The organism is Saprospiraceae bacterium (assembly GCA_016716185.1).
In the GTDB taxonomy this organism is placed as follows: Bacteria; Bacteroidota; Bacteroidia; order Chitinophagales; family Saprospiraceae; genus Vicinibacter.
Genome location: JADJWV010000002.1, coordinates 981153 through 999223, shown reverse-complemented (window position 1 = coordinate 999223; position 18071 = coordinate 981153). Strand labels below are relative to the sequence as shown.

Sequence of the window (18071 nt, the reverse complement as noted above, 5' to 3'; positions counted from 1 at the left end):
ATTAAAAATTATGAAAATAAAGTTAATGCTATGCGCCTTATATCTGGGTCTTTCAGGTTGCTGCGGTCTGGAGGAATTTTTAGCGGGTGAAGAAGAAGCATGCGCCGATCAAATTTTTACAGAAACAAGGAAGTTGCCGTTTATAACAACCTATGAAGTCAATGAAGATAAAATTTTTCTGTTGGCCAATAAGATTACGGCTTCGCAAATCAGGTCAGCACTTTCTCTCCCATCCGACCCTTACACCTTGAAGTCACTTCAGGTAACTTCTGCAAAAGTGAATTACAGCAGAGCCGCTGACAACACTGCGGCAGCGATGTTCCTCAATTTGGGGGTTATTTCTGGTGATGGTACTTTTGATTTGCTTTTACTGAAAGAAAGAAATGTTTTACTTCCCTTGTTTGATATCCCTGCGACACCATTCAGCAATGCTGTCAAACTCAATGAGTATCTGAATGGCAAAGCCATAAGTGAACTTAATAAAGCCATGTCGAGGTATGTCACTTCGACAAATCTGCAGGACGATCTGTCTTTTATCATGACTGGTGAACCTTCACCCAAAGGCTTGAAAATGCATTTTACTTTGGAGTTTAACCTGGAGGTGACCGTAGTATATGAAGTCTGCAAATATGCACCTTTGGGAGTCGGTGAGCGCATTTGTGAATAATTGATAAGGTAAAATCCATTTAAAGACTGAAACTTATTTGTTCAAATTCTTAATTACTATTATTGCGAAGTGGAATGCACGATTGAAATCGGTCTACAATAAATTCGCCGGTATCGTTTGAGTTGTTTTTGGATTTGCTTCAAATCGCTTATTGAATTTTTCAAAGATTTTCCCTGCCGGTTTTGTAGTGAACACTTTTCATTCACAAATATTCCCGTTGAAATTCAGTTGTTTTTATCCTTAAGGGTTCAAAGTAAAGCCCCTGTCAGATTCTGAATAAAGGCCTTTCCACATTCCAGATTCCGAATGGGATCATCAGCAGGATAATGGCCAACGCAACTCCAAACCAGATAAAAGCGGTTTTAAATGCAGAAGTTCCATCGCAGGCCTTTTTCGCACGAATGCTGCCGATTTGCGCTATCAGAATTCCTACGACCATGCCCATCATATGCTCGACACTCCAAAAACGGGATTCTGCCATTTTCATGGAAGCCCCAAAATCAGCTAAAATGCCCTTCATCAAAGTAGAAGTTCCAAAGTACATGATAAATCCGAGTACCAGCTGAGTATGTAAGGATGCCAGAAACCAGGTGTTTATCTTCTTGTAATAACCTCCGTAAAGAAGGCCAAATTTCCAGCCCCGGTAATTCGTATAAAGAGCGTAAACACCAAGACTTAAAACGACCCAACGCATCCAGGAGTGTAAAGACAATAACAAATCTTCCATAGAAATCAATTTTGCTCGTAAAACTAAGCAGAAAACCTTAGACGTACCTAAATTGTTGAACTTTTGAACTTCTCAAAAATAAATTCACTATAGAGCCAGAAGCTTCTCCATATGAATGAAATAAATGCGAAAATCAGGCATGATTTTGAAAAAAAGCTGGAAGACCTCTTTGAATCCGGTTTGACAAAGGAAATCGTTCAAAAAGCGCAACTGATGTTTATCCCTTCTGGAGAGGGCATCATTGATTCCGGGCAAATCATCAGAAAAATGCCTTTGGTATTGGAAGGCTCTATCAAGGTGAGCCGCATCGACGATGAAGGCAATGAGATTTTTTTATACAACCTGATGCCCATGGAAATTTGTGCAATGACCATTACCTGTTGTATGCAGCAACATCCCAGCGAGATCAAGGCGATATCTGAAGGAGAATTATATTTATATGCCATACCCATTCAGCTCATGGACGAATGGTTGCTCAAATATCCGAGTTGGAAAAGTTTTATCATGCGCAACATGAAACTGCGTTTTGATGAATTATTAAAGACCATTGACCAGATTGCTTTCCAAAAACTCGACGACCGATTAATCCTCTATTTAAAAGAAAAATCCAGAATTTCAGGCTCCAGTCTCATCAATCTCTCCCACCAACAAATTGCGGAAGACCTAGCCAGTTCGAGAGTCGTAATTTCCCGCTTATTAAAAAAACTCGAAAACGACCACAAATTGCTGCTTTACAGAAATCAGATCAAATTGCTTCAGGCGTTTGAAAGTTTATAAATTGCATAACATTGAGCATATGAAGAACACACTTAGTCATTTCACCAGGGTGGTTAAACGTAACTTTTGTCACACTCCCTCCGTGTGTTCTGTTGTAAATTTGCATATGAAATTTTAAAAATGAAAGTAGAACAAATATATACGGGGTGTCTTGCACAGGGTGCATATTATATTGAAAGTGACGGTGCAGCTGCAATTATTGACCCGCTAAGAGAAGTCCAGCCTTACATAGAAATGGCTGAAAAGAGAAATGCTCAGATCAAATACGTCTTTGAGACTCATTTTCATGCCGATTTTGTGTCGGGACATAAAGATCTTGCTCAGAAAACGGGTGCTCAGATCGTATACGGACCTACTGATACTGCCACCGGATTTGATTGCATCAAAGCTACGGATGGACAGATTTTCACCATAGGGAAAATCCAGATAAAGGCTATCCACACTCCAGGACATACACCGGAGAGTACTTGCTATTTGCTCACCGACGAAGATGGAAAATCACAGGCCATTTTTACGGGTGACACCTTATTTATTGGTGATGTCGGCCGACCGGATCTTGCACAAAAATTAGTGAAGGACTTAACTCAGGAAAAGCTTGCCGGTATGCTTTATGATTCTTTGAGAAACAAAATTATGCCATTGCCTGATGAAATCATTGTTTATCCGGCGCATGGTGCCGGAAGTGCCTGTGGAAAAAATATGAGCAAAGAAACTTCAGACACCTTAGGGAATCAAAAAAAGACCAACTACGCTTTACGTTCCGACATGAGCAGGGAAGAATTTATCAAAGAGCTTACTACCGGCCTCACGGCTCCTCCATCGTACTTCCCGAAAAATGTTATGCTCAATATTCAGGGTTATGATAGTATTGACCAGGTCATGGAAAGAGGGGTCAAACCGCTTTCTCCTGAGACCTTTCAACTATTGGCTCAAGAAACCTCAGCACTGATCCTGGATACACGAAAGCCACAAAGGTTCAACAAAGGATTTATCCCGGGTTCTATAAACATTGGTATAGATGGAAATTTTGCAGTATGGGTTGGAACATTAATCACCGACATCAAACAAGAACTTTTGATTGTCGCTGAACCCGGTCGCGAAGAAGAAGTGGTCATGCGACTTGCGAGGGTTGGCTACGATAACTCCATTGGGTATCTTGAAGGTGGGATCGACTCCTGGATCGGACAGAATTATCCTATCGATCAGATCCATTCCGTAACTGCATCCGAATTGTTTGATTTACAGAAATCAGATCCTCAAATCAATATTCTCGATGTCAGAAAGCATAGTGAATATCAGTCTGAACATTTAATCAATGCTTCAAACATTCCTCTTGATTATATCAATGAAGGCATGGAAGAAATTGACAAGAATAAAACCTATTATGTACATTGCGCAGGAGGGTATCGATCGATGGTCTTTTGTTCCATACTTAAAGCAAGAGGCTACGACAATTTAATAGATGTAGATGGTGGATTTCAGGCATTAAAGAAAAACGGTAACTTCAGCCTTACCGAATATGTTTGCCCCACAACCATGCTCTAAGAAGAACACAATAATATATAGTTTTTAGTCCCGACACGAAAGTGCCGCAGGATAATATAATTACATAAAATGTCGGGATCAGTTGGCAGATGGTAGTTGGTAGTTGGTAGTTGTTGGTTGTTGGTTGGTAGTTGATGGTTGTTGGTTGTTAGTTGTTAGTTGTTAGTTTGTTGGTTGTTGGTTGTTAGACAACAATTTGGTTTTAACCAATAGTAAATACCTGCAATAATCGATATCCCGATAAAATTGAATAATACATAAGAAATGAAAGAGGTAGCTTTATTTTACCGTGACGAAACGTCTAAATACCTACATGCCTGCATGCCTAAACGCCTACATGCCTACATGCCTAAACGCCTAAACGCCTACATGCCTACATGCCTACATGCCTGCATGCCTAAACGCCTACATGCCTAAATGCCTACATGCCTACATGCCTACATGCCTACATGCCTACATGCCTAAATGCCTACATGCCTACATGCCTAAACGCCTAAATGCCTACATGCCTAAACGCCTACATGCCTAAACGCTAAAACGCCTCATATGATAAACTTTATTAAAAAATTTTTAAACAAAGAAAAAGTGGATTATAATAATCTGATGAACCATGGAGCTATAGTTTTGGATGTAAGAACACAAAACGAATTTGAAAGTGGCCACATTCCAGGCAGTATAAATATCCCGGTTCAAATTCTTGAATCCCAATTAAAAAAATTGGACAAAAACAAAACAATAATTACTTGCTGTGCATCCGGAATGAGAAGCGCCACTGCAAGACAGCTGCTCCTCCAGCATGGATTTCATCATGTCTATAATGGAGGTGGCTGGAATGCGCTTTACAAAAAACTCCAATAATGTTCATGTATTTTGATACGAAAATAAAAAAGTTAAATTATGAGTAAGATGAATTTCAAAGATTTACTCGAAAAAGAAAACCTCGTCCTGGTGGACTTTTTTACAGAATGGTGCGGACCCTGTAAAATGATGGCTCCGATCATCGAAAAGGTTAAATCTAAATCCGGCTCTGGCGTTAGGATCTTTAAAGTAGACGTCGATAAAAATCCGTCGGTTATACACCAATATAAAATCATGGGAGTTCCGACATTGATCCTTTTCAAGCATGGGAAAATAGTGTGGCAACATTCAGGTATGATTTCCGAACAATCGCTATTACAACATATTCAATCCAATTCAAATTAAAATTATGGAAGACAGTCACTTTTATAACGTAGATATAAAATGGAACCACTTGCGGCTGGGTACCCTGAGCTCAACAGAACTCAACGATTCACTCGAAGTCGCTACACCACCACCCTTTCCGGGAGGCATGGAAAAAATCTGGTCACCTGAACACTTGCTGGTCGCTTCAGTAAGCAGTTGCCTGATGACTACATTTTTAGCCATTGCAGAAAATTCTAAATTGGAATTTACAAATTTCGAATGCAAGGCCTCCGGTAAACTCGAAAAAATAGAAGGAAAATTCGTCATATCTGAAATTGTTTTAAAACCGGTGATCACAATTTCCAATGAAAAAGACAGAGAAAAAGCGGAACGCATCATTCATAAAAGCGAATCCGTTTGTCTTATTTCAAATTCTATAAAATCTACTATTATCTTAGATGCTCAAATCATTGTAAATGGATAAGCCTGGAACTGACAGGAGATTTTTCAAGAATTTTTCGAACATCGAACCATTTTCCTGGAAAGTCATTTTACTTCTTTGTCTGACCGTAGGAATGGCCCCATTTTCTCCAGAGCCTCATCTGTGGGGCAAGCTCAAATGGATTGCAGGCGGAGCAAATGGGATGGCCTGGATGGATTGGTTTGACTTCGTCTTTCATGGAACCCCCTGGTTGCTGCTTGTCATAAAAACCATTCATTATCTCATAAAAAGTAAATCACAATAAATATGTCCTATTTTGACATTGTGCAAAATGCATATCAATCCTATGCCAACTATCTCTGGAACGAAATCACATCTCCATCCTGGCATAATTATTTTTATTGGCTGATCGGTGTATCTGTCTTTGCATTCCTGCTTGAGTTGTTATTTCCCTGGCGCAAACAGCAGGCAAAAATCAGAGAAGATTTCTGGTTGGATGTTTTTTATATGTTTTTCAATTTTTTCATTTTTTCACTGATTGTTTACAATGCATTTTCAGAGGTCTTTGTACAGATGTTCAATGATTTTCTGGGCCTGTTTGGAATCAAGAATTTAGTGGCCATAGAAATTTCATCATGGCCCTTATGGAGTAAGCTGATCGTTCTTTTTATATTGCGTGATTTCATTCAATGGAATGTTCACAGGATGTTGCATTATTTTCCAAAATTATGGGAATTTCACAAAGTCCATCATTCTGTGCAACAGATGGGATTTGCAGCTCATTTACGCTATCACTTTATGGAAACCATCATTTACAGGAGTGTGGAATACATACCACTGGCCATGATCGGATTTGGCTTGACAGATTTTTTCGTGGTCCACATTTTTGCCCTTGCAGTAGGACATCTCAACCATTCGAACATTTACCTGCCCTTAGGACCTTTGCAATACATTTTTAATTCTCCCCAAATGCATATCTGGCATCATGCAGAACATCTTCCAGAAAATTCTAAAGGTGTCAATTTTGGATTGACCCTGAGTATCTGGGATTATCTTTTTGGTACTGTGTATATGCCCCGGTCTGGGAGAGATGAAAAACTTGGGTTTGAGAACGTAGAAGGATTTGCCAGAGGATTTTTTAGTCAGGTTTTGGAGCCATTTAAGAAAATATTCAGAAAATAATTCAATACATTACTGTATCAAGTCATTTTTGACAATATGTCATATTGATGTTAAATGCAATTGGATTCACCAATCACTCCCCGGAAGTGAATACTTCTTATTTTTGCGAAAAAATAACATGGCTTTTCCCTACCAGATCCAATCTTACGATCAATACAAACAAGTTTACAGAGACAGCATTGTAAATCCAGATGTTTTTTGGGCTGAAATTGCAGCACATTTTCAATGGCATCAAAAATGGGATTCGGTTTCACAAGCCGATATGGATAATGCCGAATCCAAATGGTTTTCAGGTGCAAGGCTCAATATTACAGAAAATTGTCTGGACCGGCATCTGACCGACAAGGCAAATCAACCCGCGATATTGTGGGAGCCGAACAATCCAAATGAAAATTCCCGACGTTTGACCTATGCAGACTTGCACAGAGAAGTATGTCTGGCCGCTCGAATGTTAAAAAATCTGGGTGTGCAACGAGGCGACCGCGTTTGTATTTATATGGGTATGGTCCCAGAGTTGGCTGTAGCGATGTTAGCATGTGCCAGAATCGGAGCAATCCATAGCGTGATATTTGGAGGTTTCAGTGCTCAAAGTATTGTTGACCGGGTCCTTGATGCCAAAGCAGCTTATTTGATCACATGCGATGGGGCTTACCGGGGTGCAAAAGAAATTGGTTTGAAATCGATAATAGATGAAGCCTTAGATCAGCTGGATTGCATCCAGGCGGTGGTAGTGTATAAGAGAACCCTGTGTCAGGTCGAAATGAAATCGGGGCGAGATTATTTTTGGCAGGATGAAATTTCGAAAGTTGATCCGAAAGCTGCTCTTGAAGAATCAGCCGAATCAATGGATGCTGAAGATCCATTATTTATTTTATATACCTCTGGAAGTACCGGAAAGCCAAAAGGGGTGGTGCATTCAAGTGCAGGGTATATGGTATATACGACCTACAGTTTCATAAACGTTTTTCAATACAAACCAGGGCAGATCCACTTTTGCACAGCCGACATCGGTTGGATCACTGGTCACAGTTATATTGTTTACGGACCCCTTTGCGCCGGTGCGACTACACTCATGTTTGAAGGAATACCCACCTGGCCGGATGCCGGACGATTTTGGGAAATCGCAGATAAACATAAGGTAAATATTCTGTATACAGCACCTACAGCCATCAGGTCTCTGATGACTTTTGGCATCGAACCATTGCAAGGTAAGTCTCTCAAAAGTTTACAGGTTTTGGGCACTGTGGGCGAGCCAATCAATGAAGAAGCCTGGGAATGGTATTACGAACACATCGGTAAGAAAAACTGTCCAATTGTAGATACGTGGTGGCAGACAGAAACCGGTGGAATCATCATCTCAAATCTTGCAGGAGTCACACCGCATGTACCATCCTATGCAACTTTACCCTTGCCTGGCATTCATGCAGTATTGCTAAACGAAAAAGGAGAAGAAATTACAGAAGCTCACGAAAACGGATATTTGTGCATTAAAAATTCATGGCCATCGATCATCAGGACAACATACGGAAACCACGAAAGATGCCGGCAGACCTATTTTGACCAATACAAAGGATATTATTTTACAGGCGATGGCGCCTTTAAAAATGAAGAAGGATTTTTTAGGATCAGCGGGCGAATTGATGACGTATTAAAAATAAGCGGACACAGAATCGGAACAGCAGAGGTTGAAAATGCAATCAATCAACATCCTGCTATAGTTGAAAGCGCAGTGGTTGGAATTCCACATCCGATCAAGGGACAGGGTATTTATGCCTTTGTTGTTCACGAACCGGATTTTTCCGGGAGTACTATACTTCAGGACGAAATCAATGCGTTATTGAACGAACAAATCGGACCCATTGCAAAAGCAGATAAAATTCAATTGGTGGCTGGTTTGCCAAAAACCCGCAGTGGAAAAATCATGAGAAGAATACTTAGAAAAATTGCCGAAGGCGAAATAGAACAATTAGGTGATACTACTACATTGCTGGATCCCCTTGTCGTAGAACAAATTATTCAAGGAAGAGTCCATTGAAATTTATAAACCCAACATTTCACTTGAAGAACAGCCCATCCAAGTCCTATGCATATTTATTTAAACTGCAATACACAGCCTTTAAAATTATATTTCATAGCTTTATTTTGCTTGCTGCAATTGAGTTGTACTAAAAAAATGAGTGACGCAGTTACTTCCGATAATACTCTTACAGCTCCTGTACTTTACAGCTCGCAATTCAATATTAAAATTAAACTGAGCAGACAGGAACTGAATTCCGTAATGAATTATCTCATTCAGGAAAACTTCAAAGAAGGACTGAATTACGAAGATGGCTACAAAGTAAAAAGCCAGTTGGATGGGCCTTTGGATATTCAGGCAAGCCAGCAGCAACTGCTTGTACAATTACCTGTTGCTATTGAGATCTCACCTGCAGGCATATTCAGTTCATTTAAAGTCAATGGTACACTTCAATTGCAGTTTACTTCAATTTTTAACATCATTGAAAACAAACTATATTTTAAGACGGATTTAAGCCATCATCAGTGGAAGAAAAAACCGGTTGTTCATGTATTCGGGGTGCACATACCCATTGAAGCCATAGGAAATTACATCATTAAAAAATATAAACAAGATCTCTGTTCTTCGATTGATGAGTCGATCATTCAAAATATTAAACTCGATAAAATCAGCAATTCCCTCAAGAATTACTTTAATAAGCCCTTGTATTCTTATTACGACAATCAAATTCATGTTTTTGCAAATGCGCTGGACATGTCATTAGGACCCATTTCTATGAGTTCTCAAAATCTCGAAATTCCATTGTTGTTTTCTTTTGAATCCGTTATTGCGGATAGTATGCCCTCCGAGTTTAATAATACCTGCAATTTTTCCATCAAACCGCATTACGAAAACATTTCTTCTCTTCAAATTCAGTCGAGGATTCCCCTGCATTTTATGGATTCACTTATCAAAATGCAAGTAGAGAATCAGTACTTTGGCAGTGGTTTGTCAAAAGTCAAAGTCAATAAATCACAATTGACCGGGAATGGCCATTACATGTTTATCAATCTTAAAACGGAAGGTGCCTACAAAGGAGAACTCCTGTTGAGCTTCACTCCGGTCTTTGATGCTGACCGCCGCAAGATTAATTTAGACGATTTTCAAATTCAAGCACAAAAAGGTAAAGGCCTGAACAAAATTATTTTTTCAATCGTAAAAGGCATTGCAGAGTCGCGAATAAAAAACTCGATAGAAGATCAGCTCAATAAAACCCTTCAGGAATTTGAAAGCCATGTGCATCAGATACTCGATCGAAACGAAATTATGGAGGGGACAGAATTGAATGGTATGTTGAAAAAATACAGCATAAGCAAGTTTTATTTATATCAACAAAAATTTTACTTTAATATTCAGGCAGAACTTGAAATGGAAGCGATTGTAAAAAAAATAAAAACAGACAAATTAATACTTAATAGTTTTTAAAGTTTGTGTGCCTGTAGATGTTTTTACAGAAATATAGTATGCTCCCTTCTTGATATCAGAAAAATCAAGCTGCAGTTCCTGTTCATTTTTCATGTAGTGTTCAAATTGGTCCACAAGCCTGAGCTGCGCGTCAAATATTCTTACAAAAATCTGGTCCGTAAGGATTCGTGGGGCTTTGAGGATGCAATGATCAAAAACTGGATTTGGATAAATAAGCCAGTTGCTGTTTGAAGAATTCAATCTCGACTGCACCCAGTTGGATTGAATTTGTTTTCCCGACTTATTTGTTATCGTGATCTGGTAATAGTAATTTACATCGGGAAGTACCTGAGCATCACTAAAGTTTAATCCTTTAAACTCTTCCACAGAAAGCTGTATGGCTTCAGGATCAATTGCTCTATCTTGCCTTTTATTCAAGCTGATTTGAACATTCTGTAAGTCCGATTCAAAACGCCAAACTAATTTTATTTTCTCACTTTCCGGAATTGCAAACAATTCAATATATTGACTGGACAATAAAGTTTCTTCGAAGAGTTGCGATTCGTTCATGTAACTGCAACCTGAGGGAATGCTGTAATCGGGAAATCCATCTGTTCTGCTGAAAGGACTTCCCTGACTTGCATAATATCCCAATCCCCGTCTCGCGAAAACATTCCAGATCAAACATGCATTCGCACCCCCGTAAAGCAATGTATCTGCTTTTAAAATGGCATTTCTCGCATCGACAAATCCCGGACTGCATGGTTGCAGCTTCATTCCTTCGAGGATCAGTTTATTTACTTTAATATTTCCTTTTGTCGAACTCAGATTGTAAATATCAGAATCCAATCCATATTTTTTAACAAATGCCCACATGAGATCCCAGATCATCGAACACCAGACGTAACCAATGCCGTGTGGCTGCGAAATCGATGTTACGTCATCGACCATGTTGTAATCTGCAGGATTTACAGCAAGTGATACATGGTAAGGGTAAGGCCTGACACCATTGCCCGTGATTCCCTGACTAGAACTAAACGTACCCATGCCTCTCTTTTTAAATGCATGATCGCCTGGAGCAATGGTCATAACCAAACCAAAATAATCACTCCATCCTTCACCCATTTGTTCAGCATTGCTTAAACAGGATACGTTGTTTGGTCCTCCGGTAAGTCTGTTGCTGATTCCATGGCCGTATTCGTGACAAATGATTCCCGCGTCAAAACAGCCATCCACCAAAGCGGGAGCAATATTTCTCAACTGCCCATTCACAGGAAGTTTAATTCTAATGGACTGACAGTCGGCCTGGCTGATTTGAATAACAGGAATGGTAATCAAATGGCCAAAACTACCGGATGGCATCGTATCGGGATAACCGTTACCTTGTTTGCAGATGACTGCCGCTACTGCACCATAATTTTGAACCTGCATGACTTTGTAACTCGGTTCGCAAATACCGTCGTCAATCAGCGCTATTTTACCATACAGTTCGAAGCCATTCGTAATGAAGTCACATGCATCTTTGGTATTATTTGAATTATCGGCAACCTGAACCAAAGGAGCATTCAAATTAGATATGCTCTTCCCAAAATTTGCTCTTGAAAAAATATACGATTGTTGTTGAACTGTAAATTTCAAAGCTGAATTAGGAAACATCGTGGCAGACACGCTTCCGTTTAAATATAGTTTTATGCGCTGACAATCTTTTTTACTCATCATCACAGCCGGAATACTCAATCCATAAGACCATCCACCAATTCCCGATATTTCTGTATCCTCATTGTTACAAACAATCACAGCAACAGCACCAGCCGATTGAATACGCGACATTTTACTGGTAAAAGAACATAGACCACGATCGACCATAGCAATTTTCCCATTCAGCAATGCTGCATTTGTCAGATTTGAACATCCGAAACCGGGATAACCGCTGTTGTCCTGAACCATTACGATCTGCCTGGACAAGGGTGCATAAAATGGTGGAGTAACCGGTGAGTGAACAAATTGGTATTTTCCAGCAATCGAAGGTGGCGATTCAATAATGATTGTATCGCGGATGGGAAATTGCCATAAAAAAATTTGCATGATGCCACTCATTCCGTCTGGAGGAGTTCCAAAAGTTGCATTGTTCCTGGCATAATAAACATTGTCCAGACCTTGTGCCAATACCGGATCATTTCCAATTCCACCTTTATTAAAATTGTTCATTTGAAAATTTCCCGCCTGTTCATGGAATCCATATTTATACCACACATCGTGCATCAGATTGGTCCAATAAAATAAATTGGTAACAGCAGCATCTTTATTGTTAAAAGGAGGAAGCAATGGGTCATAAGAAAAATCAAAGTTCAAATTATAGCCACCATATGCTCTGGAAAGATCCCCTCCGGTAGGCATGTCATCATCGTCGCTGTCTTCATATGTATCTGTATTATTTCCACGGGTACTGTAATAAAAATTGAAACCATCGCCATGCCATCCAAAAGGACTGGCATCAGGAGCTTTGAGCCATGGACCCATTTCAAGTTTACGGTTCCCATGGATCGGACTTTCCGTAGGAATTGGATATACCTGATAACAAGAACTACCAACTTGAGCAAGGTTCTCATTTATTAAAGGAACAACTCTTGGAACCCCAATAAAATCCCCCGAGTTAAAAGAACAAGAGTTCAATAGATTCACTTCATAAATTTTATTTCCGCTCACACCATCAATGGCCATTTTTAACCATTCACTATTTTTATTTCTTGTCCAAAAAACTGTGTAGGAAGGAGCAATTTTTTGACTTACTGAATCAAAATAATAAGAGGGCTTCACATCTATGATCTCATTCTCAGACGTAATGTTGTTTTTTACTTTATAAATTAAATGGTTATCCTGATTTCTTTGTATGATTTGAATATCCCCATAACTTTCATACTTTTCCTTCAACAGTTGAATTATTAATTTGGAGACAGGTAGTTTTCTTTGGTCTGTCGTAATAATCTTATTTGCTCCCAAAATAAATCTTTCTTCAACATGTGCAATTTTATGTTCTTTTGTCAAATGTAAAGAAGCTGTTGCATTTTCAATCGGATGCCCATTGATGGTTTGACTGAAATAAATATGTCTGATTCCTGTAGCTGAATCGAGATAATCTGAAGTGATCTCACATCCCTCTTGTAAAAAAATCAACTCTTTATAATGCTGCCTTAAATATTCAAGTTGCAATTCTCCTGAAGGTTTTTGAGCAATCAGGCTTGAAGAAAAAATAAACAGAAAACTTAGATATACTGAATGAATATTCATTTATGACTGATATTTCAAAAATTAAATAAAAAGGCAGCCCTGACATCAAGACTGCCTATTTTGAAAGAGTTCATAAGATCAATTAATCAATGACAATCATTTTGCCAGTCTTTGTTGCATCTTTATAGTCCAGCTGGTAGTAATAAACACCTGCTTGGTCGAGATGCTCTCTGTTAATATTGTATTCATGGTAGCCTTTTGTAAGATTCAAATTTTGAATAAGATGAATTCTACCATTGACATCGTAAATACTTAACTTAACTTCACCAGCCTGTTGCAGATATATACCAATCACGGTTTCCCGATTCCAGGGATTGGGTTCGTTGGGGGTTACCACAAACACCTCACTGGTCGTTCCGTTGTATCTCAACACTACTTTTCCTTCTTCTCCATGTTTATCTACACTTATCGCTGCTGTGATGCTTTCTCCCAAACGCATTACTTCCGATAGTCTCATCTGTTGTCTGGCTTTTACCCTCAGCTTTATCAATTCCATTCCATCGCTCATCTCTCCGTTCCAACTCAAGGGCAATTTTCCATTCATCATACTATGGGTCGCGTAGCTGTCTTCTCCTACCCTGCTCTCTTTATTCCCTTCGATTCGAACGATTTCCATCTTCTCTTTCAACCATTCCAGCGTAAACTGCAATCCTGCGTACTGTGATCCATTGGCAATCTTCAATTCAATCTCTGTTTCTTCTCCTGCTTCCAGCTCCCGGTCTTCCATCTCCAATTCCAGGATCCGATCCGATCTGCTATGTATGCCCTGATATCCTTTCGTCGCTGCCGTACCATTCAGATCGCCCACTTTCACTGCATAAAAATCCAGTTTCATGTCTCCATACAAATTGCTGATCTCTACACTCTCCGGTATCGATTCCTTTAATGCATTGCTCACATCGTTGAACACATGTCGGCTGCTCACAAATCTCCAACTCGTATTGCCCGCTATCTCTCCCGTGATTCCCAATATCAATCTCCTCAACTCCGATACATCCTTCGCCGTGATCTCTCCACTCCGGTTTACATCCGCAGCTATCATCCGGTAGCCTGTTGTGATGGGTTCTATTCCCAGGATATGTCGCTGTATTTTTACGATATCTGCCGTACTCACTCCATTCAACCATCCGTCTGTCTTCTTCGGCTTTAACTCATATGCTGTCCCAGACGGCAGTTGCTCAAATGCATATCTTCCATCGTAATTCGTCATGATCTCATTCCTTCCCGAATTCTCCAACTCCACTCCTACGTTTTCTACCCGGTCCTGTGCTTCCGTCATGATCTCTCCTTCCACTTTTGCATTCGTCAGCGTCGGTGGACAAAATCCACTGTTATCCTGGATGTCTATGAACGTCCTGCAAAATGATGTATTTCCGTTTTCATCCGTCACCCACATCTCCACTTCCTGCAAGCCTCTGTCGTCGCAGTCGTAAATCCGGTAGGTCTCATTCGTATCACTCGAAAAACTAAACTTCACTCCGTATCCGCAATTGTGATACGAGCCCGCATCAAAATCTTTGGCCCAAATCGTATCCATGGCTGCATCCGGTATCCCGTCTCCATCCAGATCCATCGGTACCAAATTCGTCGATAAGCCATTTAAACAATATGCAACCGGTGGTTTGCAATTCTGTAAATCCAGGGTAAAGCTCGCCTTCACCGTATTGCCACATCGGTCTTCTACTTCCCACTTCACCAGGTGTTTGCCCAGCTTCCATGTTCCACTCGCTACATTTCCTCCGATGCTGCTCCGCGTTACGTCGATCGTTCCGTCGCTATCCAAATCTATTTTGTACGTGTACAACATCTGTTTGGGATCGGTGCAATCATCGTCTGCTTCAATTGAAAAACTTACAGGGATCGGCCGGCAATTGATATCGTAACTGCATACCACTGTATCCTGCGTCACTCGTATGATCGTTGGATCTATCCTGTTAAACACTTTGATATATTGCGTATCCTGCCAGATCAACACATTGTTATTCAGATCACGCTGGCACCAGTCGATTACTTTCCACACCCTGATGATCTTAAAACATGGATCGCCCGGTATGGTCGGCGACAACACGTGATCGTGATAACTCATACCGATCAAGCTGCATTCGTCGTCGTTGGTCCTCGGTCTGTCATACGGCGCATTCAATCGTTCCGGTATCAGTTGATCCGGATCGCAGATGTCGCTCGTCTCATAATCATAGGGCCACGTGATATCATTGTAATCAAAGACATTGTGATTCGTCACTGTGATCACCTGATAACAAGACTGACTCCGATTTCCCTGCTGATCAACTGCCGTAAAATAACGGTATATGTATCCCAATCCGCATTGATTCAAGCCTCCATAATCCTGCTCTTCTATAACTTCCGGCGGACAATTATCTTCCGCAAGTCCATCCAATGGATGGCCTCCGATTTGATGCCAGTATCTCGGATCAATCACGATCTTTTCTCTCGCACTTTGTTCCGTGACCACTTTTCCAAATACTTCCAAATGGCTGTGGTCGATATCAAATCTGCAATCTACTGTAATATTCGGCGGACAACTGATCAACGGACGATCTTTATCCTGTACTTCCACATTCACCATGCAGATCGCTTCGTTGCCGCTGTGATCAATTGCTTTAAAGCCTACCATCACCATCTTGCCTACATCCTCACAGCAAAATCCTACTTCCGCTCCCCAATCGTCTTCTCCGACTCCCCCACAAAAATCTACATCCATTCTCCTTACTTCAAAATGATGCAATGCACATTCGTCAAAACTTCCGTCGTCAAATACTTCTGCATTCACCCAGCTGTATCCGTTGTGCGTAATGGCAACTACGGTGTTGCGATCGCATACCGCTACCGGTTCTGTGTGATCCGTCACATGAACTACTATATATACTTCCGTTACATTGTAACATGCATCGTACACACGATAATAAACTGTATCCTCTCCCTTGGGTAATTCAACCCAACCTCCATTTTGATCAATTAATATTCCTCCCGGGTATGCGATATCTACACGCAAATCATTGTGACAGGCATCGACCGCTTCAATCGGTGGCAACAACACTCTTGCTTTGCAATCCCGCTTGCCCGTCGTCGCGTCAAATCCATATGGCATGTGTGTGATCTCCGGACCCGTCTCGTCTTTGATTACGATAACTTGTAAATAACTCCTAACAAATTCTTCATTACACCACCACTCTCTTATCGTCCAGGTCCGCATAATCTTTCGAACACAATTGATTTCTCCTAAATCGAGATCTTCGTAGCTAACCAATATGTGACAATCCAATAATTCGTTTAATGGCCAAATTAAATTAAAAGTTCCATCACTTTGATAATGATATGGAACTCCAGTAACTTCAGGACTGGGGTGCCCATTTTCATCCAACTCAAAATAACGATTACAATAAAGTTCAACCAGATCAACCGGAAACTCAAAAAAATCTATGTTTAATCTTCGCACTAATATGGTATCTGTACAATAATCAGAATTCCCTTTTACGTCGGTAATTTGTATATCTCTGTATATTGCTTTCAGATATTGTCTGTTGCAATCCAAGTGTTCGACATCTTCGCGGATCGTTTTTACAGAATACCTGCTGCAATCAAAACCTTCGTAATCTAAAGGATATGCCTGATCAACCAAATTACAATCTACGGTATCGGCTCTGCAAATAATGACCGGGGCTAATTTATCTTCGATCACTACATCTGACCAGCAGCTGTTGCCGGTAGTAGGATCGTAAACTGTTGCCGTTAAATGTTTCCACAAATAATTTGAATCGACAGGATTTGGCACCGGTGCCCCATAATAAGAAAGGCTTACTTCAAAAACATCATAACAGTTATAGACACCTGTTAGCAGCATTTGAGGCGTGATCAAAGCCTGGCAATTTTCATCCAGCGAAACATTAATATTTTTACAGGATAAACTTGTCGATCCGATTACTGTGACAGTAAAACTGCATTCAGTAGTGTTGCCACTTCCATCGCAAGCCTGGTAAACATTTGTTGTCTGACCAGGAGGGAAAGGGTTACCGGAAGGGATGCCGGAAATTAATTTGATTGGCAATCCGCCTTCAAACTCAATTATAAATCTTCTGAATAAAAGTGACGGCGAATCCCACCAGGTACCAACATTCAGCAAATCCAAAAACCAAATATATTCGCCGGGAATAATTCCTGGTTGTCCAAATCCCCAATTGGTATAATTCACCGGTTCGCCGGTGATCCATTTGTATTGATTTAACATTGGAGAGTAACGGAGTCCCAACCAATATTGGTTTGAACCCGGACCGTTGGCAGGATTTAATGGATTGGCAAATGGAATGTTGGCCGTTAAAAAACTATTTTCAGCAGCGCTTTCAATAGTGACCAGATGTCCCCCCAGTGATGCAGCCAATTGGTTGGCTTGCAACCAGTGAACATGAGTTCCCAATTGAGGAGGTGAAATAAAATAGGAATTACCGTTGAAGGATCCTATAAACTGGTATCCAGGTAGATTTGGTCTTGGAATAGTACAGTTGTCAGTAGCTTCCAAATTGTAACAATAAATCCTGTTACAATCAAAAGTGTCCAGTAAAATTGTGACATCAGCCGGACAATTTGTAAATACAGGAGGAGTAAGGTCTGGAAAACACTGTGTCCACCCTGAATGGCAGAACGTTAAAGAAAAGAGAAACAGGCAACAATGCCTCAGCGAAGTAGTAATTTTCATTTTCAAAAAATTGAATGTTAAAAAACTCCGCTAAATGCGCTGTTGTGCTAAAGAACGTTTACTTGGGTATAATACAGATGCAAATATAAAAAATATTTATATATAAAA

The 18071-nt window shown here is 40.2% G+C and carries 13 protein-coding genes; 10 read left to right on the top strand and 3 right to left on the bottom strand.

Annotated elements, in window-relative coordinates; all coding sequences use genetic code 11:
* The first annotated feature begins 10 nt into the window (after positions 1–10).
* Positions 11–667 carry a hypothetical protein gene (locus tag IPM34_05685; GenBank protein ID MBK8955032.1) on the top strand — a complete coding sequence of 219 codons (657 nt, stop codon included), beginning with the start codon at positions 11–13 and terminating at the stop codon, positions 665–667.
* A gap of 265 nt (positions 668–932) precedes the next feature.
* Here IPM34_05685 and IPM34_05680 read toward each other — a convergent pair whose 3' ends face one another.
* Positions 933–1394: a hypothetical protein gene (locus IPM34_05680; GenBank protein ID MBK8955031.1), complete on the bottom strand. Its 462-nt coding sequence runs from the start codon at positions 1392–1394 to the stop codon at positions 933–935.
* 111 nt (positions 1395–1505) lie between these two features.
* On the opposite strand from IPM34_05680, the gene IPM34_05675 reads away from it, so the two are divergent.
* From IPM34_05675 to IPM34_05635, 9 genes are all read left to right on the top strand, one after another.
* A complete protein-coding gene (locus tag IPM34_05675) occupies positions 1506–2171 on the top strand; it encodes a Crp/Fnr family transcriptional regulator (protein ID MBK8955030.1) in 666 nt (221 codons plus the stop codon).
* A gap of 120 nt (positions 2172–2291) precedes the next feature.
* Positions 2292–3716, top strand: coding sequence for an MBL fold metallo-hydrolase (locus tag IPM34_05670; GenBank protein MBK8955029.1), 1425 nt, complete (start codon positions 2292–2294; stop codon positions 3714–3716).
* 546 nt (positions 3717–4262) lie between these two features.
* Entirely contained in the window at positions 4263–4574 is a 312-nt protein-coding gene (locus tag IPM34_05665; protein MBK8955028.1) for a rhodanese-like domain-containing protein, read from the top strand.
* Positions 4575–4613: 39 nt separating this feature from the next.
* Positions 4614–4919, top strand: coding sequence for a thioredoxin (gene trxA, locus IPM34_05660; GenBank protein ID MBK8955027.1), 306 nt, complete (start codon positions 4614–4616; stop codon positions 4917–4919).
* A gap of 4 nt (positions 4920–4923) precedes the next feature.
* The gene (locus IPM34_05655; GenBank protein ID MBK8955026.1) at positions 4924–5364 is read left to right on the top strand and encodes an OsmC family protein; all 441 of its coding nucleotides are present in this window, start codon (positions 4924–4926) and stop codon (positions 5362–5364) included.
* The gene (locus IPM34_05650; GenBank protein MBK8955025.1) at positions 5357–5626 is read left to right on the top strand and encodes a hypothetical protein; all 270 of its coding nucleotides are present in this window, start codon (positions 5357–5359) and stop codon (positions 5624–5626) included. Before IPM34_05655 ends, IPM34_05650 begins: the two co-directional genes overlap by 8 nt.
* A gap of 2 nt (positions 5627–5628) precedes the next feature.
* Positions 5629–6504, top strand: a complete 876-nt coding sequence (locus tag IPM34_05645; protein MBK8955024.1) for a sterol desaturase family protein — start codon at positions 5629–5631, stop codon at positions 6502–6504.
* 118 nt (positions 6505–6622) lie between these two features.
* Positions 6623–8539, top strand: a complete 1917-nt coding sequence (gene acs / locus IPM34_05640; protein ID MBK8955023.1) for an acetate--CoA ligase — start codon at positions 6623–6625, stop codon at positions 8537–8539.
* Between the two features lie 138 nt (positions 8540–8677).
* A complete protein-coding gene (locus tag IPM34_05635; GenBank protein ID MBK8955022.1) occupies positions 8678–9985 on the top strand; it encodes a DUF4403 family protein in 1308 nt (435 codons plus the stop codon).
* Here the strand turns inward: IPM34_05635 and IPM34_05630 are convergent.
* Together IPM34_05630 and IPM34_05625 are read right to left on the bottom strand one after the other, a co-directional pair.
* On the bottom strand, positions 9965–13252 hold the full coding sequence (locus IPM34_05630; protein MBK8955021.1) for a M36 family metallopeptidase: 3288 nt from the start codon (positions 13250–13252) through the stop codon (positions 9965–9967). The two genes, IPM34_05635 and IPM34_05630, sit on opposite strands and share 21 nt — an antisense overlap.
* 82 nt (positions 13253–13334) lie before the next feature.
* Positions 13335–17963 (bottom strand): T9SS type A sorting domain-containing protein, encoded by a 4629-nt coding sequence (locus IPM34_05625; protein ID MBK8955020.1) that lies wholly within the window; start codon positions 17961–17963, stop codon positions 13335–13337.
* Positions 17964–18071: the final 108 nt, after the last annotated feature.